The sequence below is a fragment of the Micromonospora parva genome, from assembly GCF_000718515.1.
Classification (GTDB): domain Bacteria; phylum Actinomycetota; class Actinomycetes; order Mycobacteriales; family Micromonosporaceae; genus Micromonospora; species Micromonospora parva.
On sequence record NZ_JNZS01000006.1, the window covers coordinates 239,613 to 266,404 of the forward strand.

The following is a 26,792-nucleotide window of genomic DNA, read 5'->3' on the forward strand; positions in this document are numbered from 1 at the left end:
CGGGATGTGACTTTGTGAGGGTGTGCGGGCCCCGGCCACCGTCGAAGATCTCGACGTCGCCAGGACAACGGTGCGGTGCGTCAGGTTGCGGTGGTGACCCTGTTCCGCGCGAGGAGCCGAGTGACGGACTTGAACTGGAACTGCTGGACCAGGACGGCGGCGACGATGATGCCGCCCTTGACCATGTTCTGGGCCTCGATGGAGAGGCCGTTGATGGCGAAGAGGTTCGTGATCGTGGCGAAGATGATGACGCCGAGCAGCGAGCCGACGATCGTGCCCCGGCCGCCGCTGAGCAACGTCCCGCCGATGATCGCCGCGGCGATCGCGTCCAACTCGTACAGGTTGGCCATCGCCGCCTGCGCCGAGGTGGCCTGCGAGGTGAGCATGATGGCGGCGATGCCGCAGCAGAGACCGGAGAGCGCGTAGAGCAGCATGGTGTGCCGCCGGACGTTGATGCCGGCCAACCGCGCCGCCTCCGGGTTGCCGCCGACGGCGATGGTCCGCCGGCCGAAGGTCGTCCGGTTGAGCACCACCCACCCGGCCAGCACCACCGCGCCGAGGATGTAGACGAGGATCGGGATGCCGATCACCTTGCGCGCCGCGATGTCGTTGATGAAGGTGCTGCTCGACACCTGGGTCTGCTTGTTGGAGATCGACGCGGCGAGGCCGCGCGCGGCCACCAGCATCGCCAGCGTCGCGATGAAGGGCACCAGCCGCCCGTACGAGATGAGCACACCGTTGACCAGGCCGACGCAGATGCCGACCACCAGGGCGGTGAAGATCATGCCGCCGGCGCCGTAGCTCTGGGTGGCCACAGTGGTGCACCAGACCCCGGCCAGCGCGACGATCGCACCGACCGACAGGTCGATACCACCACCGATGATCACGAAGGTCATCCCGACCGTGACCACGCCGACGACGGAGGCCAACTGGAGGATGGCCAGCACGTTGTTCCAGACCCAGTTCGGGTCGCCGTACAGGTCGGGCTTGGTGACCGCGCCGACCACGATGAGCGCGGCCAGCACCCCGATCAGACCGAGGTTGCGCTTCGCGCCGTCGCCGCCGTCACCCCGCCACCAGGAGAGCTTCCCCCCGGAGGATGCTTTGTCGCTGGCCACCGCAGTCTCCGCCGGGTCCACCGGCGGCGACTGTGCCGGAAGCTGCGGGCGCTCCGGTGTCGCGGTGGGAGTGGGAGTCGCGTCGCTCATGCCGGTGCGCCTTCCATCAAGGACCCCGCCATCACGAGGTCAAGCACAGTGTTCTCGTCGAGTTCGCCGGCCGCGGCTTCGCGGACGACCCGCCCTTCCCGCATCACCAGCACCCGGTCGGCCAGACCCAGCACCTCGGGCACCTCGCTGGAGACCAGCAGCACCCCGACGCCCTGCGCGGCCAGTGCCCGGATGACCTGGTAGAGCTCAGCCCGGGCGCCCACGTCCACACCCCGGGTCGGCTCGTCGAGAAGCAGCAGTTTGGTGCCGCCGAGCAGCCACCGCCCCACCACCACCTTCTGCTGGTTGCCGCCGGACAGGGTGCGGACCGGCCGGTCGACGTCGCGGGGCCGCAGCTCCAGGGTCTCGGCGATCCGGTCCGCCTCGGCGCGTTCCTTGGCCGCGTTGGTGAAGCCGAGCCGCGCGTACCGGCCGAAGGTGGCCAGCGTGACGTTGCGGTAGATCGGCTCGCCGAGCAGCAACGCCTGGCTCTTACGTTCCTCCGGGGCCATCCCCATGCCGGCGCGAACCGCCGCGCCGACGCCGGGCCGCAGGACCTTGCCGTCCATCCGCACCGTGCCGGCCTCCGGCAGGCGGGCACCGTAGATCGTCTCCAGCAGCTCGGAACGACCGGAGCCGACCAGCCCCGCGATGCCCACGATCTCCCCGGCGCGCACGTTCAGCGAGACGTCGGCGAACTCGCCCTCGCGGGTCAACCCCTCCACCTGGAGCAGGTCGGCACCCGCCGGGTCGTCGGCCGGCCGGTCCGGGAAGACGTACTCGATGGTGCGGCCGGTCATCCGGCTCACCAGGTCGCGGGTCGGGGTGTCGCGCGCCGGCAGGTTCGCCGCCGTGGTCCGGCCGTCCTTGAGTACGGTGACCCGGTCGCCGATCTCGCGGATCTCCTCCAACCGGTGGGAGATGTAGATGACGGCGATGCCCTGCGCGGTCAGCTCGCGGATGATCCGGAACAGGTTGCCGACCTCGTCGTGGGCCAGCACCGCGCTCGGCTCGTCCATGATGATCAGTCGGGCCTCGTGCGACAGCGCCCGGGCCATGCTGACGATCTGCTTGCCCGCCGCCGGCAGGGACCTGACCATGCGCCCCGGCGGAATCTCACCGTGGCCGAGCCGGCTGAGGATCTGCCGGGTGTGCCGGGCCATCCGGCCGCGCCGGACGAACCCGAAGCGGCGGTACTCGTGCCCGAGGAAGGCGTTCTCCGCCACCGACAGGTCCTCGACCAGGTCAAGCTCCTGGTAGATTGTGGCGATGCCGGCCTTCATGGCCGCCTGCGGGTTGGCGAACGTGGTCGGCTCACCGCGCCACTCCACCAGCCCGGAATCCGGTTGGTGCACCCCGGCGAGCACCTTGATGAGGGTGGACTTGCCGGCGCCGTTCTGCCCGAGCAGGCAGTGCACCTCGCCGGCACGCACCTCCAGCTGCACGCCGTCGAGCGCGCGTACGCCAGGGAAGGTCTTGACCAGATCGGTGAGGCGCAGGACCACCTCGCCCGCGACGGTGTCGGCGGGAGCCTCGACCAGCGGCGCCTCGGCGACGGCCTCGGCCGACGCGGTGGCGGGGTCATCCTCGGGCAGGGCCACAGTCTCCTCCTCGCTCACGACGGAATCTCGAACAGCTCACTGTGCCGGCCTCTGTTCGCGACTGCGGGGCTCGCAAACCCGGCTCACTCCTCGCGCTCACTGTGCCGGCCTCTGTTCGCGACTGCGGGGCTCGCAAACCCGGCTCACTCCTCGCGCTCACGAGGCTTCCCCGAAGGCGACGTCGCTCGCGAGCACCGCCGCGCCGGTGACACCGGCCCGGCCGCCCAGCTCGGACAGGACGACGGGAAGGTTGCCGGTGGCCAGCGGCAGTGACCGGCGGTAGACCACGCTGCGGATCTCGGCGAGCAGGATGTGACCCAGCTGGGCCAGCCCGCCGCCGATCACGATCATCGACGGGTTGGTGAAGCTGACCAGGCCGGCGAGCACGCCGCCGACCCGCCGTCCGCCGTCGCGGATCAACTGGATGCAGGTCAGGTCGCCCTCGACGGCGCCCTCGGCGACGTCCAGGGCGGTCACCACACCACGCAGGGCCAATCGCTCGGCGAGCGCCGGCGACGTGCCACTGCGGGCGGCGGCCGCCGCGTCCTTGGCCAGCGCGGCGCCGCTGAACAGCGCCTCCAGGCAGCCGACGTTGCCGCACGAGCACATCGGACCGTGTGAGTCGACCTGGATGTGGCCGATGTCGCCGGCACAGCCGTCGGTGCCCCGGTAGACCTCGCCGGTGAGGTAGATGCCGCACCCGACGCCGGTGCCGATCTTCACGAAGAGGAAGTCGTCCACCGAGTGGGCGACACCGCCGTGCCGCTCGCCGATCGCCATGATGTTGACGTCGTTGTCGACGACCGCCGGGCAACCGTGCTCCCGGCTGAGCAGTTCACGCACCGGGAACCGGTCCCAGCCCGGCATGATCGGCGGTGAGACCGGCACGCCGTCACGGAAGCTGACCGGGCCGGGTACGCCGATGCCCACCGCGTCCAGTCGCTCGTACGCGCCGTCGACCCGGGCCTTGTGCAGCAGCTCGTTGACCCGTTGCAGGGTCACCTTCGGGCCGTTGCGGATGTCCGCCGCCTCGGCGTAGTGGGCCACCGGTTCGAGGCGACCGTTGACCACCTCGACGTCCATCGAACTGGCGCCGAGGTCGACCGCGGCGAAGCGCAGCTTCGGGTTCAACTCGACGAGCGTCGAGCGACGCCCACCTCGGGACGCGGCGAGCCCCGCCTCGGCGACGTAACCCAACGCCACCAGGCGGTCCAGCTCGGCCAGCATGCGTGGACGCGGCATCTGGAGGCGGTCGCCCAGCTCGGCGCGGGACACGGCCCCCTCGTCGCGGAGCAACCGCAACAGTCGCACGTGCAGGGGGTCGACGGTACGCACCGGGGAGGCCCCCTCTTCATTGGCAGCGTTCACATCGACGCAATGCCGATGTGTTGTGTCCGACACAGTAAGAGCGTTCAGCGCCGCCTGTCCAGAGCTTCAACCGTTCCGAGACCAACTTTTGTCCGAAAGAACAAAAGCTACTAGTCGATCAAGGAAAGGATCACGGACGGCCTGCGACCCCTCGCCGCCAGTTTCATCGACAGACATGCAATCGCCCCGCCAGCCGATCCTCGGGTGGCGGGCGATTGGCGCTCTGCTGGCCTGTGCTGGCCCGGCTCCTGGCGCTGGGCCGTCAGCGGCGGCCGGCGGAGTTGCGCTTCTTGCGGAGCTTGCGATCGTCGCGCAGCTCGACGTACGGCTCGTCGTCCACCGGGTGGCCGGCGGAGATCGCGCGACCGCGTTCCAACTCCGCGTCGAACTCCGCCCCCAGCAGGATCGCGATGTTGCTCAGCCACAACCAGACCAGGAAGATGATCACGCCGGCCAGCGTCCCGTACGTCTTGTCGTACGAACCGAAGTTGCTCACGTAGAAGGCGAACAGGCCGGAGATCACCAACCAGATCACCACGGCCAGCACCCCGCCCGGGCTGACCCAGCGGAAGCCGCCGTGCCGCGCGTTGGGCGAGGCCCAGTAGAGGATCGCGAACATCAGGCTGACCAGGACCAGCAGCACCGGCCACTTGGCGACGTCCCACACCGCCACCGCCGTCGAGCCGACCCCGATCACGTCACCGACCGATTCGGCCAGGCGGCCGGTGAAGACCACGATCACCGCGCTGGCCAGCAGCAGCACCCCGATCACCGCTGTCACGCCGAGCCGGATCGGCAGCGTCTTCCAGATCGGTCGCCCCTCCGGCACGTCGTAGATGGTGTTGGAGGCACGCATGAACGCGCCGATGTAACCGGAGGCCGACCAGAACGCGGCCACCAGACCGACGATCGCGGCGATGCTGGCCAGGCCACCGTTGCGGCCCGCGGTGTCGATCGCGCCCTCGATGATCTTCTGGATGCTGTCGTTCGGCACCGCCTGGTTGACGGTGTCCTTGACGCCCTCGGTGGCGCTCTCGCCGAGCAGGCCGAGCAGGGATATCAGCACCAGCACGCCGGGGAAGATGGACAGCACCCCGTAGTACGTCAGTGCCGCCGCCCAGTCGGTCAGGCTGTCGTCCTGGAACTCGGTGATCGTCCGGCGGAAGGCCGCCTTCCAGCCACTGCCGGGCAGGTCGGTGGGGCTGTCCGGGCCCGCGTCGGGGCCAACGGGCGTGGTGGCCCGATCGCGATCACGCTCGCGCTGGGCGGAAGACTCGTCCGAGGCCATCGCCCCTCCTCCTGGTCGGTGGTGTCACCTCCGGTCATGCCCCGTCGACGGGCGCGGATAACCCCTAGGTGTAGAGCAACCTGGCCATTCGCCGGGAAGCCACCAGCAGGCCGAGCACCACCATCGCCAGCAGGTAGAGCACGTCGAGCAGCCAGAGCCAGCCGCCGCTGCCCAGCGTGACCCCGCGGATCAGGTGCACCGAGCGGTACAGCGGGGTGATCTCGACGAGCCAGTGCAGCACCGTCGGATAGGCCTGCGCCGGCACGAAGGTGCCGGAGAAGAGGAAGAGGGTGAACTGCGCGGAGCCCATCAGGTCGAAATCCTGCCAGCTGCGCATCAGGGTGGCGATCGTCATGCCGAGCGCCCCGAACGCGAACCCGACCAGCACCGCGGCCGGGAGGGCGGTCAGCGCGCGGGCGACGCTGGTCAGATCCAGGGCGACCATCACCCCGAGGAACGCCGCCGAGTAGGCGCCGCCCCGCAGCATCGCCCAACCCAACTCGCCCACGGCGATCTCGAACGGCCGTACCGGGGTGGCGATCATCCCGTCGTACAGCTTCATGTACTTCATCTTGCCGAAGAAGTTGAAGGTGGTCTCCGCGAGCGCCCCGGTCATCGCCGAGGCGGCGAGCATCGCCGGGGCCACGAACTCGGCGTACGAGACCAGCCGCCCGTCGGGCAGCGGCAGGTCGCCGACGAGCGCTCCGACGCCCACCCCGATGGAGAGCAGGTAGAGCAGCGGCTCCACGAAGCCGGAGAGCAGCAGCAGCCAGTAGACCGACTTCAGCGCCGCGACGTTGCGCCCGAGCACCGACGCCGACCGCCGGGACGCGGCGGAGACGTCGACCAGCCGGGGCAGGATCAGCGTGACCACGACACCCTCTCTGCTCGCTCTTCGGGTTGCTGTTCAGACGACGAGCTTGCGGCGGAACGCGCGCACCGCCAGCAACCAGCCGGCGATCGCCCAAGCGGCCAGGTAGAGCAGGTGCCCGACGATCGACCACTGCGGGGCGACACCGAGCGTGGCCGCCCGGCACAGGTCCACGGCGTGCCACAACGGCGTCACGTACGCCAGCCAGCGCAGCGCGTCGGGCAACGACTCGACCGGGAAGAACACCCCGGCGAAGAGCGTCATCGGAATGACCGCGAACCGGAACAGCATCGCCAGCCAGTTGTCGCTCGACACCGACGCGGCGTACGCGAAGGTCGGCGCGGCGACGGCCAGCCCGAGCAACGCCACCACCGGCAGGGTGGCCACCGCCCACGGCGAGCGCAACGCCCCGAACACCCCGGTGACCAGCAGGAACGCCGCGATGGTGGTGAGCACCCGGAACAGCACGAAAGCCAGGTGCCCGGCCACGATGTCACCCACCCGCAGCGGCGAAGCGCCCTGCGCGAAGTAGGTCTTGACCCACTGGAAGTTGCTGAACACCGGCCAGGTGGAGTCGCCGACGGTCACCTGGAGCGCGGTCGAGGCGATCAGCCCGGGGACCAGCCAGTCGAGGTAACGCACCCCGCCGACGCCCTGGTCGATGTAGGCGCCGACGCCCAGCCCGAAGCCGAGCACGGTCAGCACCGGCAGCAGGAACGAGGAGAACACCCCGGCCCGCCAGGTGCGTCGCAGACCCACCAGGTAGTGCTCGAACACCGCGTACGCCGGCACCCAGGGGAACCGCGCCGATCCCGCCACACTCACCCGATCACCCCGCCCACCGCGTCGTCCACCACGACCTGTCTACCCCTGGGGTACGACAGACCGCCGGTCACCCTACGACGGGCCCGCCGACGTGTCGCCCGGGTTTCGCCGCGCGCCACTCGAGGCCCGCTCGTTGATCAACTCGGGTTTCAAGAAGTCGGGGTGTCAACGGCCGCGGGTCGGCCCGACTTCCTGAAAGTCGAGTCGATCAGCGGGGCGACCCGCACCCGAGACGGGTCGGTGCCGACGGCGTCGACCGGTATCGGGAACTCCCTCCGGCCAGCGTCCACCCGAGTTCGGCCGCGGAACCGATCGGAGCGACGACCGCCACCTACCGGCCGACGGGGTCGGACCCGACGAACGCCCGCCACGCGCCAGGCGTGAAGACGAGCACCGGGCCGCCCGGGTCCTTGGAGTCGCGAACGGCGACCACACCAGGAATGTTGTCGGCAACCTCCACACAGTTGCCGCCATCCGGGCCGCTACGGACGGTCTTGCGCCACCGGGCGCCGGTCAAATCCATGTCTCCGCTACTTCCGCCATCAGATCGAGGGACTGCCTGTGCGATAGTGCCTCACCGCGGATCGACTCCCACACCTCGACCATCTGCCGGATGTACTCGACTCGGTCGATCACCTGCCCATGGCGCTGTCCGGCGAGGTAAACGAGGTCCTCCCCCTGCGTCGAGGTAGCGATCACAAAGGGGCCCCCGAGCCCAACGTAAGCACCGGCAGCGGTTGGCACCACCTGAATTCGGACCCTGGGAAACGCCGAACCAAGCTTCACGAGGTGCTGAATTTGCTCGACCATCACTGCCGGCCCACCAACCGAGCGGCGCAGCACGTGCTCATCGATCACGGCTGTGAGCAGTGGGGGCCGGTCGCGGGTGAGCAGTCCCTGACGGTCCAGCCGGGTCGCCACCTGCTGCTCGACCTCGTCCGGCGCGAACAACCCGCCGCCGGTCAGTAGGGCGCGGGCGTACCCCTGGGTCTGCAACAGACCTGGCACACACAGCGGCTCGAACGAGCGCAGTGCGGTTGTCTCCTGCTCGATGGCGGCCCAGTCGCGGAACCACGGCACCACGGCCTCGCGGCTGATCCGCCGCTGGATGCGTTCGAACCGACCGTCAGCTGAGAACACGGCGTCACACCGGCGGGCGAAGTCGAGACTCGGCCGCCGCTCGGACGTCTCCACCTTGGCGACCAGCGCCCCGGAGTAGCTCAGCGCCTCGGCCAGCGCCGTCTGCGACATGCCACTGGCGGCCCGGGCCAGCCGCAGCTCCTCGGCGAAGTGCTCCAGCATGGACGAACTCTCCACGGACAACCCCCGTACATCCTCGTACCGTGCCGGGCCGGCCGCCGTACGCGCTGGTCGTCGGCGTGCGGAACCTCCCACCGTAGTCGGATCCTCAGCAGACTGTCACGCAGCGGAACCGCTCACGGGATCGGACGGCGGGCGGAACCAGGCCGGGAGCGCCCTGTGACCCCCCGATCCGGGGCGCTCCCACCCACCCGACGGAGGTTCCCTCGTGCCACTGACCCGGTCGACTCATGACGGTGGCGGGCACTGATGCCCCGGTACCGCCCGCACGTGGCGGCCCGGCCGTCCTGGCGCTGCCGGGTCTGCGGTGCGGCGTGGCCCTGCTCGCCGGCCCGTCTGGCGCTGCTCGGCGAGTACCGCGAGGACCGGATCAGCCTGCTCATCTACCTCGCCACTGTGCACCACGAGGCGGCCGGGGACCTCGCCGGCCAGGTCGACAACGACCGGCTGTGCGACCGGTTCCTCACCTGGGCCAGAGCCCGCTGAGCGGTGATCGTTGGCAGCTCAGCAGCGCGACACGCGGCAACGATTGCTGCTGAGCTGCCAACGATCCGAACGGGTCGACCTCGACGGCCGCCACCGGTCAGGCCGGTCGGTACGCGCGGACCAGCGCCTGCACGGCGTAACCGAGCAGCAGCACTCCCGCGCCGACGCCGACCACCAGACCGGCGGAGACCGCCGAGGCGAGGGCGATGCCGAGCCCGGCCGCCGCCACCAGGCACAGCGCCCCACCGAGCGGGCGAAGCAGCGGGTCGCGCAGCAGCGGCGCGAGTGGGAAGAAGTGCAGACCGACCACCAGGCAGACCAGCACCGGAACGTACTCGGACCAGTCGGCGGCGACCAGCACGGCGGCACCCAGCCCGGCGGCGGCGAACTCGGCGACGACGATGAGCAGGTACGGGCGGTCGGCTGCCCGGTCCCGGGGGCTGCCGGCCCCCCGGAGTCGGGCGGACAACACGCCGCCCAGCACGGCGGTGAGCAACGCGGCGATGCTTCCCACCACGAGCAGGGCGCGCAGCGGTTGCTCCGCCGCCGGCACACTGAACCAGACCATCGCGAAGAAGCCGAGGTAGAGGGCGGTGAGCCCGGCCTGACGTCGGTTGGCGGTCACCAGATCGGACATGAAGCTCCTTCGGGATACGGCATACCGCCGGTCACCTTACGGCGGCCCACTCCCCGCCCGTTCCTTGATCGACTCGGGTTTCCGGAAATCGGGCTGTCGGGCCCGCCGCGTCACCCCGACTTTCAGAAAGCCGAGTGGATCTTGGCGAGTCCGCGTCGGTACGCCGGAGATGTCGCGGCCGAGCTGGCAGCGATCAGGGGTGGGCGGTCAGTCGACCAGGGTGCGGCCGATCAGCCGTGGGTGCTCAGTCGACCAGGGTGCGGCCGGTCAGATGCAGGAAGACATCCTCCAGGCCGCTGCGCCGGACCAGCACGTTCGCCGGCTGGAGCCCCAACGCGGCGACCTCGGCGACCGCCGCGTCACCGTCGGGCACGTAGAGCAGGACCCGGTCGGGCAACACCTCGACCCGCTCCCCCAGCCCGTCGAGCTTGCCGGCGAAGGGCTCCTGCGACTCGGCGGCGAAGCGCAGCTCGACCACCTCGCGGGTCGAGTGCTGCTCGATCAACGCCCGGGGCGAGCCCTCCGCGACGATCCGCCCGCCGTCCATCACCACCAACCGGTCACAGAGCTGCTCGGCCTCGTCCATGTAGTGCGTGGTGAGCACCAGCGTGACGCCCTGCTGCTTGAGCCGGAACAGCCGCTCCCACACCAGGTGCCGGGCCTGCGGGTCGAGCCCGGTCGTCGGCTCGTCGAGCAGCACGATCTCCGGGTCGTTGACCAGCGCGCGGGCGATTGTCAGTCGACGTTTCATGCCACCGGACAGCGGCTCGACCTTGCTGTCGGCCCGCTCGGTGAGCTGGACGAAGTCGAGCAGCTCGGCGGCCCGCTCCCGAGCCGTCCGGCGGGAGATGCCGAAGTAGCGGGCGTAGACGGTCAGGTTTTCCCGGACGGTCAGCTCCGGGTCGAGATTGTCCAGTTGCGGGCACACCCCGAGGCGCGCGCGGATCGCCGGCCCGTCAGCCACCGGATCCATGTCGAGGATGCGCAGCTCGCCACCGCTGGGCGGGGAGATGCAGCCGACCATCCGCATGGTGGACGACTTGCCCGCGCCGTTGGGCCCGAGGAAGCCGAACGCCTCACCCGAGCGGACCTCGACATCGATGCCGGCCACGGCGGTGAAATCGCCGAACCGCTTCACCAGCCCACGAGCCTGAATCAGTGGTCGCCCCGAAGTCACCGCCCGACACTAACCGCCGGGTCCGACAGACCTCCACGCACATACGTCCGCATTGGCCGGTAGCGCCGGTGCCGGTGCCGGCGGTGGGGAAACGCCGATCGATGCCCCACCCGTCAGCTGATCGACGTGTATCGTCCCCCTGTGTCGCCCATCAGCTCGCCCGATGGTTCGTCGTCACCTACCCGACCAGCCAACTTGCCCGCCGACAAGAGCGCGGCGCGCCCCGGCGGCAGGCCACCCCGACCACGACCGGGAGCCGGGCCGGCGGAACCCGCCGAATCCGACGGCACCAGCTCGCTCACCAGCCCGGCGACCAGGCCCGACCAGGCCGAGCCCGACGCAGGCAAGCCCGACCAGGCCAGGCCCGACCAGACCGAGCCCGACGCAGGCAAGCCAGGCCAGGCCAGGCCCGACCCGAGCAAACCGGACCAGGCCAGGCCCGACCAGGCCGACCCTGATCCGGGCAAGCCCGACCAGGCCGGGCCGGACGTCGCCGAGCAGGCGACTCGGGACCTGGCCGCCCAGTTCGAGGACGAGAAGCCGGGCCGGGTGCTCTCCGGGCCGACCGGGCTGCTTCTCACCATCGCGGCGCTGGCGGTCGGCGCGCTCGCCCTGTGGCAGGTGTTCCAGCCCCTGTCGCAGGGCAGCAAGTATTACCTGATCATCTTCCTGGCCGGCGTCCTTCCGCTGGTCTTCCTCGCCTACCCGGCCGACCTGCGATTGCCGGCCCGCCTCCGCATCCGGCGGCGACCCGCGTCGACGCGGCCCACAGTGACCGACTGGGTGCTCGTCGCCCTGGCCGTCGCGGCCTGCCTCTACCCCATCGTGCCGATCCGGATCGGCGACGGTGGCGGCGGCTACAACGCGTTCCTCGACCGGCAGGGTCTGCTGTCGCCGACGGATCTGGTGCTGGGCACCGTCCTGCTGCTCCTGCTGCTCGAAGCCTGTCGACGGACCACCGGTTGGATCCTGCCCGCCATCTGCCTGGTGTTCCTCGGTTACGGCTACTACGGCGGGTTGCTGCCGCAGTCCTGGCCGGTCGCGCACGCCGGGCTGGACTTCAGTCAACTGGTCGACGCGTTCTACAACTCCGACAGCGGCTTCTACGGCACACCACTCGACGTGGCCGCCTCGTACATCGTGCTGTTCACCATCTACGGCGCGGTGCTGGACCTGTCCGGGGCCGGGCGGTTCTTCGTCGACCTGTCCGCCGCGGCGTTCCGGCGCTCGCGTACCGCCGCCGGCCGGACCGCTGTGGCCTCCGGCTTCCTGCTCGGCACCGTCTCCGGCTCCGGGGCGGCGACGACGGTAAGCATCGGCGCGGTCACCTGGCCGCTGCTGCGCCGCGCCGGCTACCCACCGGAGCGGGCCGGCGGCATGCTGGCCGCGGCCGGTGTGGGCGCCATCCTCTCCCCGCCGACCCTGGGCGCGGCGGCGTTCATCATCGCCGAGTACCTGGGCGTCTCGTACCTTCAGGTGCTGGGCTGGGCAACAGTGCCGACGGTGCTCTACTACCTCGGCATCCTGCTCGCCGTGGAGATCGACGCCCGCCGCTCCGGCGTACGCCCGGTGGTGGTCGACGTCGGCTCGCCCTGGCGTCTGCTGGGCCGGTTCGGCTACCACTTCGCCTCGCTGATCGCCATCATCGTGTTCCTCGCGATGGGAATGTCCGCGACGAGGGCGGTCGTGTTCGCCACCGTTCTGGCCGTCGCGCTCTCCTTCCTGGACCGCACGCACCGGCTCACCCCGGGCAGGCTGGTGACAGCGCTCGTCACCGGCGTACGCGGCGTCCTCGCCGTCACCGCCGTCTGCGCCGCCGCCGGCATCATCACGGCGACCACCACGAAGACCGGCCTGGGGCCGCAGGCGGCAGCGCTGCTGATCGGCGGGGCGAAGGCGGCCACGTCGGATCCGACGCTGGTGCTGGTGCTCACCGCGCTGCTCGCCGCCCTCGCGCTCAGCCTGCTGGGCCTGGCCGTGCCGGTCACCGCGTCGTTCGTGATCGGTTGGGTGATCGTCGGCCCGGCGCTGCTCGACCTGGGCGTCACCGCGCCGGCTGCGGCGATGTTCGTCTTCTACTTCGCGGTGCTGTCCGAGGTGTCCCCACCGACCGCGCTCGCCGCGGTGGCCGCCGCCGCGGTCACCGGCGGCCGGCTGGTGCCCACCATGTGGCAGACCCTGCGGTACGCGTTGCCGGCGTACCTGACCCCGATCGCCTTCGTCATCACGCCGGCCGGGCTCGGTCTGCTCGGCATCGGTGGCGTCGGGCGCATCGCCTTCGCCGCCGTGGTCACCGCGCTCAGCGTGGCCGTGCTCGCCGTCGCCGCCGGTGGTTGGCTGCCCGGCGTGGGGCCGGTCGGCGCCCCGGAACGGCTGCTGGGCGTCCTCGCCGGCGTCACACTGCTCTGGCTCGAACCCGTGCCGGTCACCGTCGGCGCGACGCTGGCCGCCGTCGCGGCAGCGGGTGTGTTCCTGCGACACCGGTCCGCCGACCGACAACCGTCCGATCCTGTGGAGGAACAACTGTGAGACGAATCGACGTACGGCTCGCCGCGAGCCTGAGCGTGTTCGCCCTCGTCGCGGTCGGCGCCGCGGGGTGCGGAGGTCAGCAGGGCGGTGCGGCCACTGACGACGCGGCCAGTGAGGTCACCTGCGAGGTGACCAAGGAGACCCGCGTCGGCATCGCCACCGGCAACGCGACAGGCGTCTACTACGTGGTCGGCAACGCCCTGGCCGGGCAGTTGTCCGGGGCGACCGGTGGCAAGCTCACCGGCACCGCCGCCGAGACCGGCGCGTCGGTGCAGAACGTCGAGCAGCTCGTCGGCGGCCAGTACGACGTGGCGTTCTCGCTGTTCGACACGGCGGTCAACGCGGTCGAGGGCAAGGGCAGCTTCTCCGCGCCGCAGCCGGTGCAGGCGCTGGCCCGCATCTACGACAACTACACGCAGGTGGTGGTCCGCAACGACTCCGGGATCACCTCGGTGGCCGACATGCGGGGCAAGCGGATCTCCACCGGCTCGCCGAAGTCCGGCACCGAGGTGATCGCCAACCGGCTGTTGGAGGCCGCCGGCCTCGACCCGGCGAAGGACGTCCGAGCGCAGCGACTGGACCTGACCAAGACTGTCGAGGGAATCAAGGACGGCAGCGTCGACGGCTTCTTCTGGTCCGGCGGTCTGCCCACCGGAGGGCTCACCGACCTGTTCACCACGGCCGGCGACTCGGTGAAGTTCGTCGACCTCTCGCCGTTGCTGCCGAAGATGGCCGCGCTGAGCCCCGGCTACCAGGAAGGCACGATCGGGCGGGACGCGTACGGCACGGCCACCGACACCCCGACCATCGTCGTACCCAACGTGCTGTTGGTCCGCAAGGACCTGGACGCCAACGTCGCCTGCGCGATCACCCGGACGGTGTTCGACAAGCGCGACGCGCTGGCCCAGGCCAACCCGGCGGCCAAGGGGATCTCGCTGGAGAGGGCCCGCAGGACCCTGCCGGTGCCGCTGCACCGCGGCGCGGAGAAGGCGCTGAAGGACCTCGGCGCGAGCTGACCCGGCCGCTCAGACGTCGGCCGGCGCGGTGGCGGCGCGGGCCACGGCGACCAGCCGGTCGGTCTCGGCGAAAAGGGCCTCGTCGTCCGCCGCAGTGCCGGGGTCGAGTCGGACCGTCCAGGTCAGACCGTCGACCCCGGCCACGCGCCGGGCCGCGACCCGCGCCGCGCCGCCGGGCACCGGCTGGTGCTCGGTGTACGCGACCGAGCGGGTCACCCGGGCCCGCACCTGGTGCGGCAGCTCTCCCGGGTCGAGCAGCAGGTACGTCTCCGCCGGACCGTCGACGACCACCGTGTAGCCGTCCCGCTCGGCGACGGGCTCGGCGGGTGTGACGGTCAGCTCCCGGCCGGACCAGACCGCCTTGAGGATGGTGTGCCAGCCGAGCCGCTGCCCCCGACCGGGCAGCCACAACCCGAGGTTGGTGGCGACCACCACCCCGTCGCCCTCGCCGTTGCCGGCGGCCGCCCAGGCCAGCACCCGCTCGTCGGAGGTCAGCGGCGGCCGGTCGGCCGGCGGCAGCTTCGGCTTACGGCTGAACAGTCCCATCTAGAGGCCTCCCGCAGCCTGCTCGCGCAGCGCCCGGGCGTGCTGCTCCAGGGACAGCAGCTCACCGAAGGCGGCGAAGTACTCGTCCTTGTTGTTGACCGGGTTGATCCGTTGGATGCGTGACTTGAGGTCCCGGATCCGGCCGGTCACCGACCCGAACTGCACCCGGGCCATGGTGATCGACACGTAGCGCGGGTCCGGTTCGCCGTCGATCCGCAGCGGTTCGACGGCCAACTCACCGACCAGCGCCGCTGCCGCCAGGTCGTCGCAGGCGTCGCGGACCGACTCGATCCAGACCGCGCCGCCGGTCGCCGACGCGGCACCACCGGCCGCGGCGATGGCCGTACGCACCGCGACGTGCACCGGGTGGCGGTATTCGGTGGCCTCCACCGCGTCGAACATCGGCCCGGCCAGGACCGGCTGCTGGAGGGCGAGTTTGAGCGACTCCCGCTCGACCATCGACTGTGGGCTGTCCACTGCCGGCTCGGGGCGGGCCGAGGTGGGCCGGCCGGCGGGGGCGGCGTCGCGGGTGCCGGGCGACGCGGTGTTGCCGGCGGCGAGCACCGCCCGCTGCACCGGCTCGATCTCCATGCCGAGGTCCATGGCGAGCTTGCGCACGTACTCCGGGCGCTTCTCCCGGTCCTTGAGGCGGGCCACCAGCGGCGCGGCGTGCCGCATCGCCTCGACCCGGCCGTCCACGGTGTCCAGGTCGAAGCGACCGATCACGTGGCGCAGCGCGAAGTCGACGAGCGGTTCGCGGCGGGCGACCAGGTCCCGCACCGCCAGGTCGCCCTTGGCCAGCCGCAGATCGCACGGGTCCATGTTGTCCGGGCTGACCGCGATGAAGGTGCGCCCGACGAAACGCTGATCGTCCTCGAAGGCGCGCAGCGCGGCCTTCTGCCCGGCGGCGTCGCCGTCGAAGGTGAAGATGATCTCGCCGGCCACCTCGTCGCTGTCGAACAGGAGCCGCCGCAGCACCGAGATGTGGTCCGCGGCGAACGCGGTGCCGCAGGTCGCCACCGCCGTGGTCACCCCGGCCAGGTGACAGGCCATCACGTCGGTGTAACCCTCGACGATCACCGCCCGCCCCTGCTTGGCGATCTCCCGTTTGGCCTGGTCGATGCCGTAGAGCACGTGCGACTTCTTGTAGATCGGCGTCTCGGGGGTGTTCAGGTACTTCGGGCCGTCGTCGTCGTCGAAGAGCTTGCGCGCCCCGAAGCCGATCACGTCACCGGCGAGGTCGCGGATCGGCCAGAGCAGCCGGCGGCGGAACCGGTCGATCAGGGTGCCGGAGCGGGCCTCCCGGGACAACCCGGCGGTGACCAGCTCCTGGTGGGTGAAGCCCTGCTGGCGCAGGTGCTTGGTGAGCAGGTCCCACCCGTCCGGCGCGAACCCACAGCCGTAGCGCTCGGCGGCGGCCCGGTCGAAGCCCCGTCGGGCCAGGAACTCCCGGGCCGGCCGGGCCCCGGCGGTGCCGAGCTGCGCCCGGTAGAACTCGACGGCGGCGGCGTGCGCGGCGACCAGACGCTGCCGCTGACCCTGCTGCGGGCGGGGCCGCGGGGTGCCCTTGTCGTCCTCGACGTAGCGCAGTTGGATGCCGGCGCGGCCGGCCAGCCGCTCGACGGACTCCACGAAGCTGAGGTGGTCCGCGTCCATCAGGAACTTGATCGCGTCCCCGCCGGCCCCGCAGCCGAAGCAGTACCAGACGTTGCGGGCCGGAGACACGTTGAACGACGGACTCTTCTCGTCGTGGAACGGGCACAGGCCCTTGAGGTTGCCGCCGCCGGCGGACTTCAGGGTGACCGTCTCGGAGATCACATCCCCGATCGAGGTGCGTTCCCGGACCAGTGCGATGTCCTCGTCCCGGATCCGCCCAGCCATTCGCCACCCCCTCCCCGTACATCCTGCCCTGCCGGACCGACGACACGCCGGCCGGGGGACGCCGGTGTGGCGGCGGCCGCTGCCGGCTGGGCGGTTCCGACCCGCGAGCCGGGTCCGCGCGGGGACCATGACCAGATGCGCCGGGTACGGACCCAAGCCCTCCGCCTGCCGAGATGGCTGGCCGGTCTGGTCGGGCTACCCGACCAGACCCCGGGTGCGGACGAGGCCGGGCATCGGCACGCCACCTGGTTGGAACTCTTCCTCGACCTCATCTTCGTGTACGCGCTGGCGGCGGTGGTGGCCCGGCTGGGCGACGAACCGAGCCCGTCGCCGAGGGCGGTGCTGGCCGTGATCGGGCTCTTCGTGGTGGTCCAGTGGGCCTGGATGGGGCAGGTCTACTACGACACCCGCTTCGACCCGGACGACGCGCTGCACCGGGTGCTGGTGCTCGTCGCGTTGGTCGGCGCGGGCGCGATGACCCTCGGCGTCGACGAGGTGCCGGAGAGCGTGCTCCTGCCGGTCGGGTACCTGATCGTGCGGGGCGTGCTGCTCCTGCTGTACCTGCGCGCCCGTCCCACCAGCCCGATGGCCCGGATGGTCACGACGGTCTATCTGATCGGTTTCGGGTCGGGCTGGACGCTCTGGCTGGTGTCGCTGGCCGCGCCCATCGAGCTGCGCCCGGTGCTGTGGATCGTCGCGATGGTGATCGAGCTGGCCACCCCCTGGGTCGGGGTGCGCTGGCTCAACCGCTGGCCGGTGGACAACCGGCACCTGCCGGAACGGATCGGCCAGTTCACCATCATCGTGCTGGGTAGCGCGCTGGCCAGCCTGCTCTTCGCCGTGCCGGACCACCCCCCGCCACACATGATCCTCACCGCCGCGTTGGCCTTCCTGATCCCGGCGGCGGTCTGGTGGGTCTACACCACCTTCGTCACCACCCGCCTGACCCAGCGCCGACTGCGCGGCGGGCAGGCGTACAGCTACCTGCACATTCCGCTCGGCGGTGCGCTGCTGCTGCTCGGCTGGGCGCTCGGGCAGGTCGTCCGGCTGGTCGACGACAACGCCAACCGACTGCCGCTGGAGCTGCGGCTGCTGCTGGGTGCCGCGATGGTGATCTGGACGGTCTGCGGGCTCGCCCTGTACTGGCTGTGGACCCGACCGAGCGCCGCCCGGTTGGCGATCGCCGCCTACGGGGTGGTCTCGGTCGGCGTGATCACCACGACGGTGCACCAGCCGAGGCTGATGCTGTCGCTGCTCTCCCTGGCGGTCGTCGGGTACGCCGTACTGCTCAGCCGGCGCCTCGCCCGCGCCGGTCAGGAGCTGAACACGCCCGAGGGATGACCGGCGCGTCAGGCCGCCGCGGCCGGCGCCGGGACCGCTGCCTCCTCGGCCGCCACCTGCTGGTTCCAGGCGGCCTTGGTGGAGCGCCAGCCCTCGTCGTCCATACCGCGCCGCCAGTAGCCGGAAATGGAGAGCCGGTCCAGGGGTACGCCCCGCTCGCCGCGCAGCAGCCGGCGCAGCTCCCGGACGAAGGCCGCCTCGCCGTGCACGAACGCGTGCACCTGGCCGGCCGGGAACTCCAACGCCCGCACCGCCGCGACCAGCGCCTCGCCCACCGGGCGTGCGCCGCGATGCAGCCAGGTCAGCTCGACCGCCCCCGGGCTGAGCAGCTTCTGCTCCTCCGCCGGGTCGGAGATCTCCACGAAGACATGGGCCCGCGCGCCCAGCGGCAGGCGCTCGCACGCGGCGGCGATCGCCGGCAGGGCGCTCTCGTCACCGACCAGCAGATGCCAGTCCGCGTCCGGGTCCGGGGCGTACGCGCCGCCCGGCCCGAGGAAGTGCACCGGGTCGCCGGGGCGCAGCGCGGCGGCCCACGGGCCGGCCAACCCCTCGTCGCCGTGGTAGACCACGTCCACGGTCAGCTCCCCGGCCAGCGGATCCCAGCGCCGCACCGTGTACGCGCGCAGCCGGGGCCACTGCTCCCGGGGCATGTCCCGGCGGATCGCGGCGAGGTCGAACGGCTGCGGGTACGCCACCCCCGGCTGCGGGAACACCACCTTGATGTAGTGGTCGGTGAACTCGCCCACCGGCAGGCCGACCAGTTCGTCCCCACCGAGGACGAGCCGGATCAGGTGCGGGGTGGGCCGCTCGGTGCGCAGCACCCGGGCCGAGGTGACGTTCCTGGGGCGTTCCGTCATGTCAGTTAGGTTAGCCTAAGTTCGCTGGTGGCCGGTCGGGGGTGCACCAGTACCGACCAGGCGGGTGTGCCAGGTCACCGCCGCCGGGTCGGTGAGCGACGCCACCTGGTCGATCACCACCCGCAGTCGGGCCGCGTCGTCCGGGGCGGCCCGCCACAGCGGGGCGAAGATCGGGTCGAGCCCTTCCGGGGCGTGCCGGACCAGCGCGGCGACCAGTTCGGCCAGCATCGTCCGCTGCCGCTCATAGCGGCCCCGGAAGCCACGGCGACGCATCACGTACCGCAGCGCGATGCCCTTGAGCAGCGCGCACTGCGCCCGGACCAGTCGGGGCACCACCAGGTCGGCACCGTAACGGCGGTGCGGGCCCGGACCGAAGCGCTCCTCGGTGGCAGCCACCGCCGCGGACACGAACAGCCCGGTCACCCCGCTGGTGGTCGCCTTCAACGCCACCTGCGCCCGGTGGCTGCCGTCGTACCCGGCGAGCGGGGCGAGCAACGGGCCAGCCAGCAGATCGACAAGGACCTCGGCCAGGTCCGACGCGGACTCCCCGGAATAGGCGGCGGCCACGTCCGCGCAGAGCGCCGCCCGCTCGTCGGCGTCGGTCAACAGCGGACGCAACGTGACGTATCCACCGTGGATGCCGTCCTCCACGTCGTGCACCGAGTACGCCACATCGTCGGCCCAGTCCATCACCTGGGCCTCCAGGCAGCGCCGCTCACCCGGCGCACCGGCCCGGATCCAGTCGAAGACGGCGGCGTCGTCCGCGTACACCCCGAACTTGCGCTCGCCCGGCCGGCGCGGCCAGGGGTACTTGCCGATCGCGTCGAGCGACGCCCGGGTCAGGTTCAGCCCCGCGGACGAGCCGTCCGGGACGAGCACCTTCGCCTCCAGGCGGGTCAACACCCGCAGGGTCTGCGCGTTGCCCTCGAACCCGCCGCACGGCGTGGCGAGCAGGTCCAACGCCGCCTCGCCGTTGTGCCCGAACGGCGGGTGCCCGAGATCGTGCGCCACCCCCGCCACGTCCACCACATCCGGGTCGCAGCCCAACCGGGCACCCATCTCCCGCGCGATCTGGGCCACCTCCAGCGAGTGCGTCAGCCGCGTACGCAGGAAGTCGTCAGTGCCGGCGGTGTGCACCTGGGTTTTGGTGGCCAGCCGGCGAAACGCCGCCGAGTGCAGCACCCGGGCCCGGTCGCGCTCGTACGGCGACCGGCGGTGCCCAGTGTCCTTGGGCGGCTCCTCGACCAACCGCGCGTCCGCCGCGTCACCCCTTCCGCGCATCAATTCGCTGCAGTTCGCGACTGCGGGGCTCGCAAGACCGGCTCACTCCTCGCGCTCACGGGGTTTCCGCAACTCGCGACTGCGGGGCTCGCAAGACCGGCTCACTCCTCGCGCTCACGGAGCACGCAGAACTCGTTGCCCTCCGGGTCGGCCAGCACCGTCCACTCGACGTCGCCCTGACCGATGTCGACGTGCCGGGCGCCCATGTCGACCAGCCGCTCGACCTCGGCTTCCTGGTCGGCGGGGCGCAGGTCGAGGTGCAGGCGGTTCTTGCGCTCCTTGCCCTCGGCGACCGGCACGAAGACCAGGCCGGGCAGGCGGTCGGCGGACTGGCGGATCTCCACCTCGTCGGGCTTCTCGGTGACCACCTGATAGCCGAGCGCCTCGGCCCACCAGCGGGCCAGCCGGGCGGGATCGCGGGCGTCGACAGTCAGGCTCTCCCAGACACTGGTCATGCAGTCACCTCTTCCCGTTCGACGCGGCGCCCAATCGGCCGTGTGCGAGGGAGCCAAGATTACGCCCGCCACCACCGCGCGAAGCACCCGCGACGCATCGACGGAAGGCACACAACCACCGATTGGCCCCCAGTTGCCAACCGATCGCCGAGGGTTACGGGCTCGCGGTCGGAAGTGGCTGCCGGTAGCGTTCCCAGCGCGGAACGTGACCAGGCGACTGACACGCAGAGCCAACCGATGAGGGGTGACGCTCGTGGACGCAGACACGGTGATGGGATCGGAGCTACGCGGGCTACGCCACCGCCGCCCCGACATCGCCGGGGCGGTGCTCGCCGGCACCGACGGGCTGCTCATCTCCAGCGACCTGCCCCGCACCGACGCCACCCATCTGGCCGCGCTCGCCGCCGCGAGTTTCGGGCTCGGTCACCGGGTGGCCGACACCGTCGGGCACTGTGAGTTCCGGGAGTCGGTGGTCTGCACCACCACCGGTTGCGTGGTGACCTACCCGGCCGGGCGCAGCGCCCTGCTGACAGTCGTCACCGGGTCGGCGGTCGGGGACCTGGAGGCGTTGCACGAGGAGGCGCGGGCGGTGGCCCGTCGGGCGGGATCGTTCCTGGACGTCCGCGGCACGGGCATCGGCGCCACCTCCGTGCCGGACGCGCACGCCCCGCTGGCCACGCGTACCCCGATGGCGACCCTGCCGGCGCAGTTGCGCCGCTCGTCCCGACCCACCTGGCGTCGCCCGCCGATCTGAGCGTCGACGGCGGCCCGGGCGTCCGGGCCGCCGTCGACGTGCGTCAGCGGCTGTCCGACCCGCCGCTCTCCACGACCGCCCGACCGGCCTCCAGCCGCGCCACCGGCACCCGGAACGGTGAGCAGGACACGTAGTCCAGGCCGACCTCGTGGAAGAAGTGCACCGAGTCGGGGTCACCGCCGTGCTCACCGCAGATGCCGAGCTTCAGGCCGGGCCGGGCGGCGCGCCCCTCCTCGGCGGCGATCCGCACCAGCCGGCCGACGCCGTCGCGGTCGATCGACTCGAACGGCGAGATGCCGAAGATGCCCAGCTCCAGGTACCGCCAGAAGAACGCGCCCTCGACGTCGTCGCGGGAGAAACCCCAGCCCATCTGGGTCAGGTCGTTGGTGCCGAAGGAGAAGAACTCGGCGGCCTCGGCGATCTGTCCGGCGGTCAGCGCCGCCCGGGGCACCTCGATCATGGTGCCGATCAGCACCTCGACCCCGCTGTCCCCGACCACCTCCGCGATGATCTTCTCGGCCTCGGCGCGGACCGTCTCCAGCTCCTGCACGGCCCCGACCAGCGGCACCATGATCTCCGGCTTGGCGACCCGACCCTGGCGGGCGCAGGTGACGGCCGCCTCGGCGATGGCCCGCACCTGCATCGCGAACAGGCCGGGGATGACCAGGCCGAGGCGGACGCCGCGCAGCCCGAGCATCGGGTTCTCCTCGTGCATCCGCCGGACGGCGGCGAGCAGCGCCTCCTCCTTGGCGACGTCCTCGCCGCGCTCCTGGGCGACCGCCACGTTGACCGCGAGCTGCTCCAACGGCGGCAGGAACTCGTGCAGCGGCGGGTCGATGAGCCGGACGGTGACCGGCAGACCGTCCATCTCGCGGAAGATCTCCTCGAAGTCGGCCCGCTGCAACGGCAGCAACGCGGCCAGGGCCGCCTCCCGCTCATCTGCGCCGCGCGCCAGGATCAGCCGCTCGACCAGCTCCCGCCGGTCACCGAGGAACATGTGCTCGGTGCGGCACAACCCGATGCCCTCCGCACCGAAGCGCCGGGCCCGGGCCGCGTCCGCGCCGGTGTCGGCGTTCGTGCGGACCGCGAGCCGCCGCTTGCCGTCGGCGTGCGTCATGATCCGGTGTACGGCCCGGACAAGCGCGTTGTCGATGTGCTCGGGGTCGAGGCTGCCCTCGAAGTACTGCACCACCTCGGAGGGCATGACCGGCACCTCACCGAGGTAGACCTTGCCGGTGGTGCCGTCGATGGACACCACGTCGCCCTCGTTGACGGTCTGCCCGGCCACCGTGAACCGCTTCGCCGGGACGTTCACGTCGATCTCGTCGGCACCGGAGACGCAGGTCTTGCCCATCCCCCGGGCCACCACCGCGGCGTGGCTGGTCTTGCCGCCGCGCGAGGTGAGGATTCCCTTGGCGGCGATCATGCCGTTCAGGTCGTCCGGGTTGGTCTCCCGGCGGACCAGGATCACCGACTTGCCCTCGGCGGCCAGCTCGACAGCCCGCGCGGAGGTGAAGACCACGGTGCCGGACGCCGCGCCGGGCGAGGCGCCGATGCCCTTGGCGACCGGCTGGAAGTCGTGGTCGAGCTGGAAACGGGGGAACATCAGCTGGGCCAGCTGCGCGCCGTTGACCCGGTGCAACGCCTCGTCCAGGTCGATCAGGCCCTCGTCGACGAGCTGCCCGGCGATGACGAACGCGGCGGCGGCGGTGCGCTTGCCGACCCGGGTCTGCAACATCCACAGCTTGCCGCGCTCGATGGTGAACTCGATGTCGCAGAGGTCCTTGTAGTGCTCCTCCAGCCGGGCCATGATGCCGAGCAGCTCGTCGTAGGAGGACTTGTCGAGCTGCTCCAACTCCTGCAACGGCACGGTGTTGCGGATGCCGGCGACCACGTCCTCACCCTGGGCGTTGGCCAGGTAGTCGCCGTAGATGCCCTGCGCGCCGCTGGCCGGGTCACGGGTGAACGCGACGCCGGTGCCGGAGTCCGGCCCGAGGTTGCCGAAGACCATGCTGACCACGTTGACAGCGGTGCCGAGGTCGGCCGGGATCCGCTCCTGGCGGCGGTAGAGCACCGCGCGCTCGGCGTTCCACGACTCGAAGACCGCCCGGATGGCCAGGTCGAGCTGCTCGCGTGGCTGCTGCGGGAACTCCCGCCCGGTGTGCTTCACAAAGATCTTCTTGTACGCGTCGACCAGCCCGCGCAGGTCGTCGGCGTCCAGATCCAGGTCGTTGTGGGTGCCCTTGGCGTGTTTGACGTCGTCGAGCGCGTGCTCGAACTCCTCGCCCGGCACCTCGCACACGGTCTTGCCGAACATCTGGATGAGACGGCGGTAGGAGTCCCAGGCGAACCTGTCGTTCTGTCCGGCCTGGGCGGAGAGTCCCACCACGCTCTGGTCGTTGAGGCCGACGTTGAGGACGGTCTCCATCATGCCGGGCATGGAGAACTTGGCACCGGAGCGGACGGACACCAGCAGAGGGTCCTGCGGGTCGCCGAGGCGCTTGCCCATCGCGCGCTCCAGCGCTTCCAGGTGCGCCTCGATCTGACCGGCGAGCCCGTCCGGCTCCCGGCCCGTCGCCAGGTACGCCTGGCACGCCTCGGTGGTGATGGTGAATCCGGGCGGGACGGGCAGACCCAGGTTGGTCATCTCGGCGAGGTTCGCCCCCTTGCCGCCGAGCAGGTCCTTGAGGTCCTTGTTGCCTTCGGAGAAGTCGTAGACGTACTTGTGATCGACGGTCTCTTGCGCTGCCACCAGAGCCTCCACAACACACGCGCCGGGATTGACACTTAACGAAGGTTCAGTTTCTTCTTCCCCGGGACGGACCGCCGGTAATCCCGGGGTCAACGTCGGTCGGTGGGCGAAGGTTAAGCGACCATCGAGTGACCTGGGACCGTTCGGTGACAATTGGCACAGCCATCACGACTATCCGTGTTCGTACCGGTTTTTGGGAACGCTTCCATGCGCACCATCACGCATCCCGGCCGAGCGTCGTACGCTTGACGCCACGCCAGCCGGTGAACCTCACTTTTGCCATAACGGACGCGAATACACCCCCCGGAGTCGCCGCCGTGTCGACCATCCCCTCCTCCGCCCCCAGCGCCGTCCCCGCCACCGACGCGGTGCCGCTGCCGACGCGGGAACCTGACGCGGCCACGCTGGCCCAGGCCGACGCGGCCACACTGGCCCAGGCCGACGCGGCCACACTGGCCCAGGCCGACGCGGCCACACTGGCCCAAGCCGCCGAGCGGGCGGCGGGCGACCTGCTCGCCCCGCCGGCCCGACACCGGCTGGCCGACGTCGTCCCCGCCCCGCAGCAGGTCCAGCCGGACCCGACCGGGGACTGGGTGCTGCCGGCCGAAGCGGTCATCGTGGCCACCGCCGACCCCGCCGCGCTGGCGGTCGCCGAGCAACTCGCCCACCTCCTGCGTCCGGCCACCGGCTACCCGCTGCCGGTCACCGACGCCACCACGCCGGAGCCCGCGGGTGGCATCGCGCTGGTGCTGGACGACACCGTCGACCTCGGCGCGGAGGGTTACCGGCTCGACATCACCACCGACGGGGTACGCGTCACCGCCAGCACCGCCGCCGGCCTCTTCTACGGCGTACAGACGCTGCGCCAACTGCTACCGGCGGCGATCGAGAGCCGCGACCCGGTCACCGAACGGTGGGCGCTGCCCGGCGGGACGATCACCGACGCACCCCGGTTCCCCTACCGGGGCGCGATGCTCGACGTCGCACGACACTTCTTCGCCGTCGAGGACGTGCTGCGGGTGGTCGACCACCTGGCCCGCTACAAGCTCAACCATCTCCACCTGCACCTCACCGACGACCAGGGGTGGCGCATCGCCGTCGACTCCTGGCCGAAGCTGACCACCCTCGGCGGGACCACCGAGGTCGGCGGCGGCCCCGGCGGGCACTACACGAAGGCCGACTACACGCGGATCGTCACCTACGCGGCCGACCGCCACATCACCGTCGTCCCGGAGATCGACCTGCCGGGGCACACCAACGCGGCGCTGGTCGCGTACCCCGAGCTGGCACCCGACAAGATCGCGCCGCCGCCGTACACCGGCACCGAGGTCGGTTTCAGCTACGTCGACCCTGCCGACGAGCGGACGTACGACTTCGTCGCCGACGTCCTGGGCGAGCTGGCCGCGCTCACCCCCGGCCCCTGGTTGCACGTCGGCGGCGACGAGGCGTTCAAGGTCAAGGGCGAGGTCTACACCGGTTTCGTCGAGCGGGTCCAGCGCATCGTGGCCGGCCTCGGCAAGACCGTCGTCGGCTGGCACCAGCTCGCACCGGCCGCCCACCTCGACGGGCGGGTCCTGCAGTGGTGGGGCACGAACGGCGAAGACCCCACCACCGCCGAGGCCGTACGTCGTGGCGCTCAGCTGATCATCTCCCCCGGCAACCACGCTTACCTGGACATGAAGTACGCCCCGGACACCCCGATCGGGCACGACTGGGCCGGACTCATCGACGTGCGAAAGGCGTACGACTGGGATCCCGGCACGCACGTTGCCGACGTACCCACCGAGGCGGTACTCGGGGTGGAGGCACCGCTCTGGACCGAATCGGTCACCTCGCTGGCCGACATCGAACTCCTGCTGCTGCCCCGGCTCCCCGCCATCGCCGAGCTGGGCTGGTCGCCCCGGGCGACCCACGACTGGAACGGCTTCCGCGACCGCCTGGCGGGCCACGGCCCACGCTGGGAGACCGCCGGCATCACCTTCCACCGCGCGCCCGAAATCCCCTGGTCCACCACACCGGCCATCCCGACACAGCGCAACGTCCCCCAAACGGACACCACCAAGCCCTGACCTCCGCCCCGACCCGGTCCGCCCCGGCGCGGCCCGCCCCGGCACGGCCCGCCCGGCGCGCCCCGGTGCGTCCGCCCAGCTGCGCCCCGGCACGTCCGCCCTAGCGCGTTCCGCCCAGGCGCCGTCCGCCCCGCCGGTTCGCTGAGGCGCGGCCCCGCCCCAACCCGCCCCGCCCAGGCGCGGTCCGCCCCACCCGGTCTGCCCGGCGCGGTCCGCCCAGGCGGCGTGAACGGCGCAGAACGGGCGTGATCCACTCGGGTTTCATGAAGTCGGGGCGTCCCGGGCCCCGGGACAGCGCGGTATTCAGGAACCCGAGTCGATCATCCCGTTCGTCCGTCATGTCGGGGCATCCCGGCGAGCACCGATGTCCGGTTTGGGTGGGGATATCGGGTGGTCGGGGCCACCCCGACGGCGGAATCGGGGGCCGGGCCGGGTCGTTATACCTGGCAGACCACCGCACCCCCCCGGACCGGTGGAGGGCAGCCGCCGGGAACACCCGCCCGGCCGCCCCGGTTACACCCCCCGCACGG

General features: G+C 71.3%; 21 protein-coding genes and 1 pseudogene. 6 read left to right on the forward strand and 16 right to left on the reverse strand.

All coding sequences use genetic code 11. From position 1 onward, the window contains the following. Positions 1-80 precede the first annotated feature (80 nt). The 8 genes from IF22_RS0109445 to IF22_RS0109480 all read right to left on the reverse strand — a co-directional run bounded on the left by IF22_RS0109445 (position 81) and on the right by IF22_RS0109480 (position 8,463). Complete coding sequence (locus tag IF22_RS0109445) at positions 81-1,208, reverse strand: ABC transporter permease (protein ID WP_030330409.1); 1,128 nt, start codon at positions 1,206-1,208, stop codon at positions 81-83. After that, positions 1,205-2,713: a sugar ABC transporter ATP-binding protein gene (locus tag IF22_RS0109450; protein ID WP_030330410.1), complete on the reverse strand. Its 1,509-nt coding sequence runs from the start codon at positions 2,711-2,713 to the stop codon at positions 1,205-1,207. Before IF22_RS0109450 ends, IF22_RS0109445 begins: the two co-directional genes overlap by 4 nt. A gap of 252 nt (positions 2,714-2,965) precedes the next feature. After that, positions 2,966-4,144: an ROK family protein gene (locus IF22_RS0109455; RefSeq protein WP_030330411.1), complete on the reverse strand. Its 1,179-nt coding sequence runs from the start codon at positions 4,142-4,144 to the stop codon at positions 2,966-2,968. Positions 4,145-4,439: 295 nt separating this feature from the next. Beyond that, positions 4,440-5,465 carry a YihY/virulence factor BrkB family protein gene (locus IF22_RS0109460; RefSeq protein WP_030330412.1) on the reverse strand — a complete coding sequence of 342 codons (1,026 nt, stop codon included), beginning with the start codon at positions 5,463-5,465 and terminating at the stop codon, positions 4,440-4,442. Between the two features lie 64 nt (positions 5,466-5,529). Then, positions 5,530-6,339 carry an ABC transporter permease gene (locus IF22_RS0109465; RefSeq protein ID WP_030330413.1) on the reverse strand — a complete coding sequence of 270 codons (810 nt, stop codon included), beginning with the start codon at positions 6,337-6,339 and terminating at the stop codon, positions 5,530-5,532. Positions 6,340-6,372: 33 nt separating this feature from the next. Beyond that, complete coding sequence (locus tag IF22_RS0109470) at positions 6,373-7,161, reverse strand: ABC transporter permease (protein WP_051708273.1); 789 nt, start codon at positions 7,159-7,161, stop codon at positions 6,373-6,375. A 331-nt stretch (positions 7,162-7,492) separates the two neighbouring features. Next, positions 7,493-7,684: a DUF397 domain-containing protein gene (locus IF22_RS0109475; RefSeq protein WP_030330415.1), complete on the reverse strand. Its 192-nt coding sequence runs from the start codon at positions 7,682-7,684 to the stop codon at positions 7,493-7,495. After that, complete coding sequence (locus IF22_RS0109480; RefSeq protein WP_030330416.1) at positions 7,675-8,463, reverse strand: helix-turn-helix domain-containing protein; 789 nt, start codon at positions 8,461-8,463, stop codon at positions 7,675-7,677. The genes IF22_RS0109475 and IF22_RS0109480 overlap by 10 nt, the downstream gene beginning before the upstream one ends. A 267-nt stretch (positions 8,464-8,730) precedes the next feature. Between IF22_RS0109480 and IF22_RS0109485 the strand changes: the two genes are divergently transcribed. Then, positions 8,731-8,967, forward strand: coding sequence for a hypothetical protein (locus IF22_RS0109485; protein WP_030330417.1), 237 nt, complete (start codon positions 8,731-8,733; stop codon positions 8,965-8,967). A gap of 97 nt (positions 8,968-9,064) precedes the next feature. On the opposite strand, the gene IF22_RS0109490 is transcribed toward IF22_RS0109485, so the two are convergent. Both IF22_RS0109490 and IF22_RS0109495 read right to left on the reverse strand, forming a co-directional pair. Then, entirely contained in the window at positions 9,065-9,604 is a 540-nt protein-coding gene (locus IF22_RS0109490) for a hypothetical protein (RefSeq protein WP_051708274.1), read from the reverse strand. Positions 9,605-9,848: 244 nt separating this feature from the next. Further along, positions 9,849-10,781 carry an ABC transporter ATP-binding protein gene (locus IF22_RS0109495; RefSeq protein ID WP_030330419.1) on the reverse strand — a complete coding sequence of 311 codons (933 nt, stop codon included), beginning with the start codon at positions 10,779-10,781 and terminating at the stop codon, positions 9,849-9,851. A gap of 195 nt (positions 10,782-10,976) precedes the next feature. Between IF22_RS0109495 and IF22_RS0109500 the strand changes: the two genes are divergently transcribed. Together IF22_RS0109500 and IF22_RS0109505 are read left to right on the forward strand one after the other, a co-directional pair. Continuing rightward, on the forward strand, positions 10,977-13,310 hold the full coding sequence (locus tag IF22_RS0109500) for a TRAP transporter permease (RefSeq protein WP_245233574.1): 2,334 nt from the start codon (positions 10,977-10,979) through the stop codon (positions 13,308-13,310). Beyond that, positions 13,307-14,326, forward strand: coding sequence for a TAXI family TRAP transporter solute-binding subunit (locus tag IF22_RS0109505; RefSeq protein ID WP_030330421.1), 1,020 nt, complete (start codon positions 13,307-13,309; stop codon positions 14,324-14,326). Before IF22_RS0109500 ends, IF22_RS0109505 begins: the two co-directional genes overlap by 4 nt. Positions 14,327-14,335: 9 nt before the next feature. Here the strand turns inward: IF22_RS0109505 and IF22_RS0109510 are convergent, their stop codons facing one another. Next, a complete protein-coding gene (locus IF22_RS0109510; RefSeq protein WP_030330422.1) occupies positions 14,336-14,872 on the reverse strand; it encodes a hypothetical protein in 537 nt (178 codons plus the stop codon). After that, positions 14,873-16,775, reverse strand: a pseudogene (gene dnaG / locus IF22_RS0109515) (DNA primase). It abuts the gene before it with no gap. 113 nt (positions 16,776-16,888) lie between these two features. On the opposite strand from dnaG, the gene IF22_RS0109520 reads away from it, so the two are divergent. Continuing rightward, the gene (locus IF22_RS0109520) at positions 16,889-18,094 is read left to right on the forward strand and encodes a low temperature requirement protein A (RefSeq protein WP_156057408.1); all 1,206 of its coding nucleotides are present in this window, start codon (positions 16,889-16,891) and stop codon (positions 18,092-18,094) included. A gap of 8 nt (positions 18,095-18,102) precedes the next feature. Here the strand turns inward: IF22_RS0109520 and IF22_RS0109525 are convergent, their stop codons facing one another. From IF22_RS0109525 to IF22_RS0109535, 3 genes are all read right to left on the reverse strand, one after another. Further along, positions 18,103-18,951 (reverse strand): siderophore-interacting protein, encoded by an 849-nt coding sequence (locus tag IF22_RS0109525; protein WP_030330425.1) that lies wholly within the window; start codon positions 18,949-18,951, stop codon positions 18,103-18,105. Positions 18,952-18,966: 15 nt separating this feature from the next. Then, the gene (locus tag IF22_RS0109530) at positions 18,967-20,232 is read right to left on the reverse strand and encodes a deoxyguanosinetriphosphate triphosphohydrolase (protein WP_030330426.1); all 1,266 of its coding nucleotides are present in this window, start codon (positions 20,230-20,232) and stop codon (positions 18,967-18,969) included. Between the two features lie 101 nt (positions 20,233-20,333). Continuing rightward, positions 20,334-20,687, reverse strand: coding sequence for a VOC family protein (locus tag IF22_RS0109535; protein ID WP_030330427.1), 354 nt, complete (start codon positions 20,685-20,687; stop codon positions 20,334-20,336). 253 nt (positions 20,688-20,940) lie between these two features. On the opposite strand from IF22_RS0109535, the gene IF22_RS0109540 reads away from it, so the two are divergent. After that, complete coding sequence (locus IF22_RS0109540) at positions 20,941-21,441, forward strand: roadblock/LC7 domain-containing protein (protein ID WP_051708281.1); 501 nt, start codon at positions 20,941-20,943, stop codon at positions 21,439-21,441. Between the two features lie 43 nt (positions 21,442-21,484). On the opposite strand, the gene ppdK is transcribed toward IF22_RS0109540, so the two are convergent. Then, positions 21,485-24,193 (reverse strand): pyruvate, phosphate dikinase, encoded by a 2,709-nt coding sequence (gene ppdK, locus IF22_RS0109545; protein WP_030330429.1) that lies wholly within the window; start codon positions 24,191-24,193, stop codon positions 21,485-21,487. 317 nt (positions 24,194-24,510) lie between these two features. Between ppdK and IF22_RS0109550 the strand changes: the two genes are divergently transcribed. Next, on the forward strand, positions 24,511-26,262 hold the full coding sequence (locus IF22_RS0109550) for a beta-N-acetylhexosaminidase (RefSeq protein WP_030330430.1): 1,752 nt from the start codon (positions 24,511-24,513) through the stop codon (positions 26,260-26,262). Positions 26,263-26,792 lie beyond the last annotated feature (530 nt).

What these genes read in the sequence shown, in the direction of transcription:
- IF22_RS0109525 (WP_030330425.1), bottom strand. Translation starts at nt 18,951, where the DNA reads ATGACGGAACGCCCCAGGAACGTCACCTCGGCCCGGGTGCTGCGCACC.
- IF22_RS0109535 (WP_030330427.1), bottom strand. Translation starts at nt 20,687, where the DNA reads ATGACCAGTGTCTGGGAGAGCCTGACTGTCGACGCCCGCGATCCCGCC.
- IF22_RS0109460 (WP_030330412.1), bottom strand. Translation starts at nt 5,465, where the DNA reads ATGGCCTCGGACGAGTCTTCCGCCCAGCGCGAGCGTGATCGCGATCGG.
- IF22_RS0109480 (WP_030330416.1), bottom strand. Translation starts at nt 8,463, where the DNA reads ATGCTGGAGCACTTCGCCGAGGAGCTGCGGCTGGCCCGGGCCGCCAGT.
- IF22_RS0109520 (WP_156057408.1), top strand. Translation starts at nt 16,889, where the DNA reads ATGCGCCGGGTACGGACCCAAGCCCTCCGCCTGCCGAGATGGCTGGCC.
- IF22_RS0109445 (WP_030330409.1), bottom strand. Translation starts at nt 1,208, where the DNA reads ATGAGCGACGCGACTCCCACTCCCACCGCGACACCGGAGCGCCCGCAG.
- IF22_RS0109475 (WP_030330415.1), bottom strand. Translation starts at nt 7,684, where the DNA reads ATGGATTTGACCGGCGCCCGGTGGCGCAAGACCGTCCGTAGCGGCCCG.
- IF22_RS0109510 (WP_030330422.1), bottom strand. Translation starts at nt 14,872, where the DNA reads ATGGGACTGTTCAGCCGTAAGCCGAAGCTGCCGCCGGCCGACCGGCCG.
- IF22_RS0109490 (WP_051708274.1), bottom strand. Translation starts at nt 9,604, where the DNA reads ATGTCCGATCTGGTGACCGCCAACCGACGTCAGGCCGGGCTCACCGCC.
- IF22_RS0109530 (WP_030330426.1), bottom strand. Translation starts at nt 20,232, where the DNA reads ATGCGCGGAAGGGGTGACGCGGCGGACGCGCGGTTGGTCGAGGAGCCG.
- IF22_RS0109485 (WP_030330417.1), top strand. Translation starts at nt 8,731, where the DNA reads ATGCCCCGGTACCGCCCGCACGTGGCGGCCCGGCCGTCCTGGCGCTGC.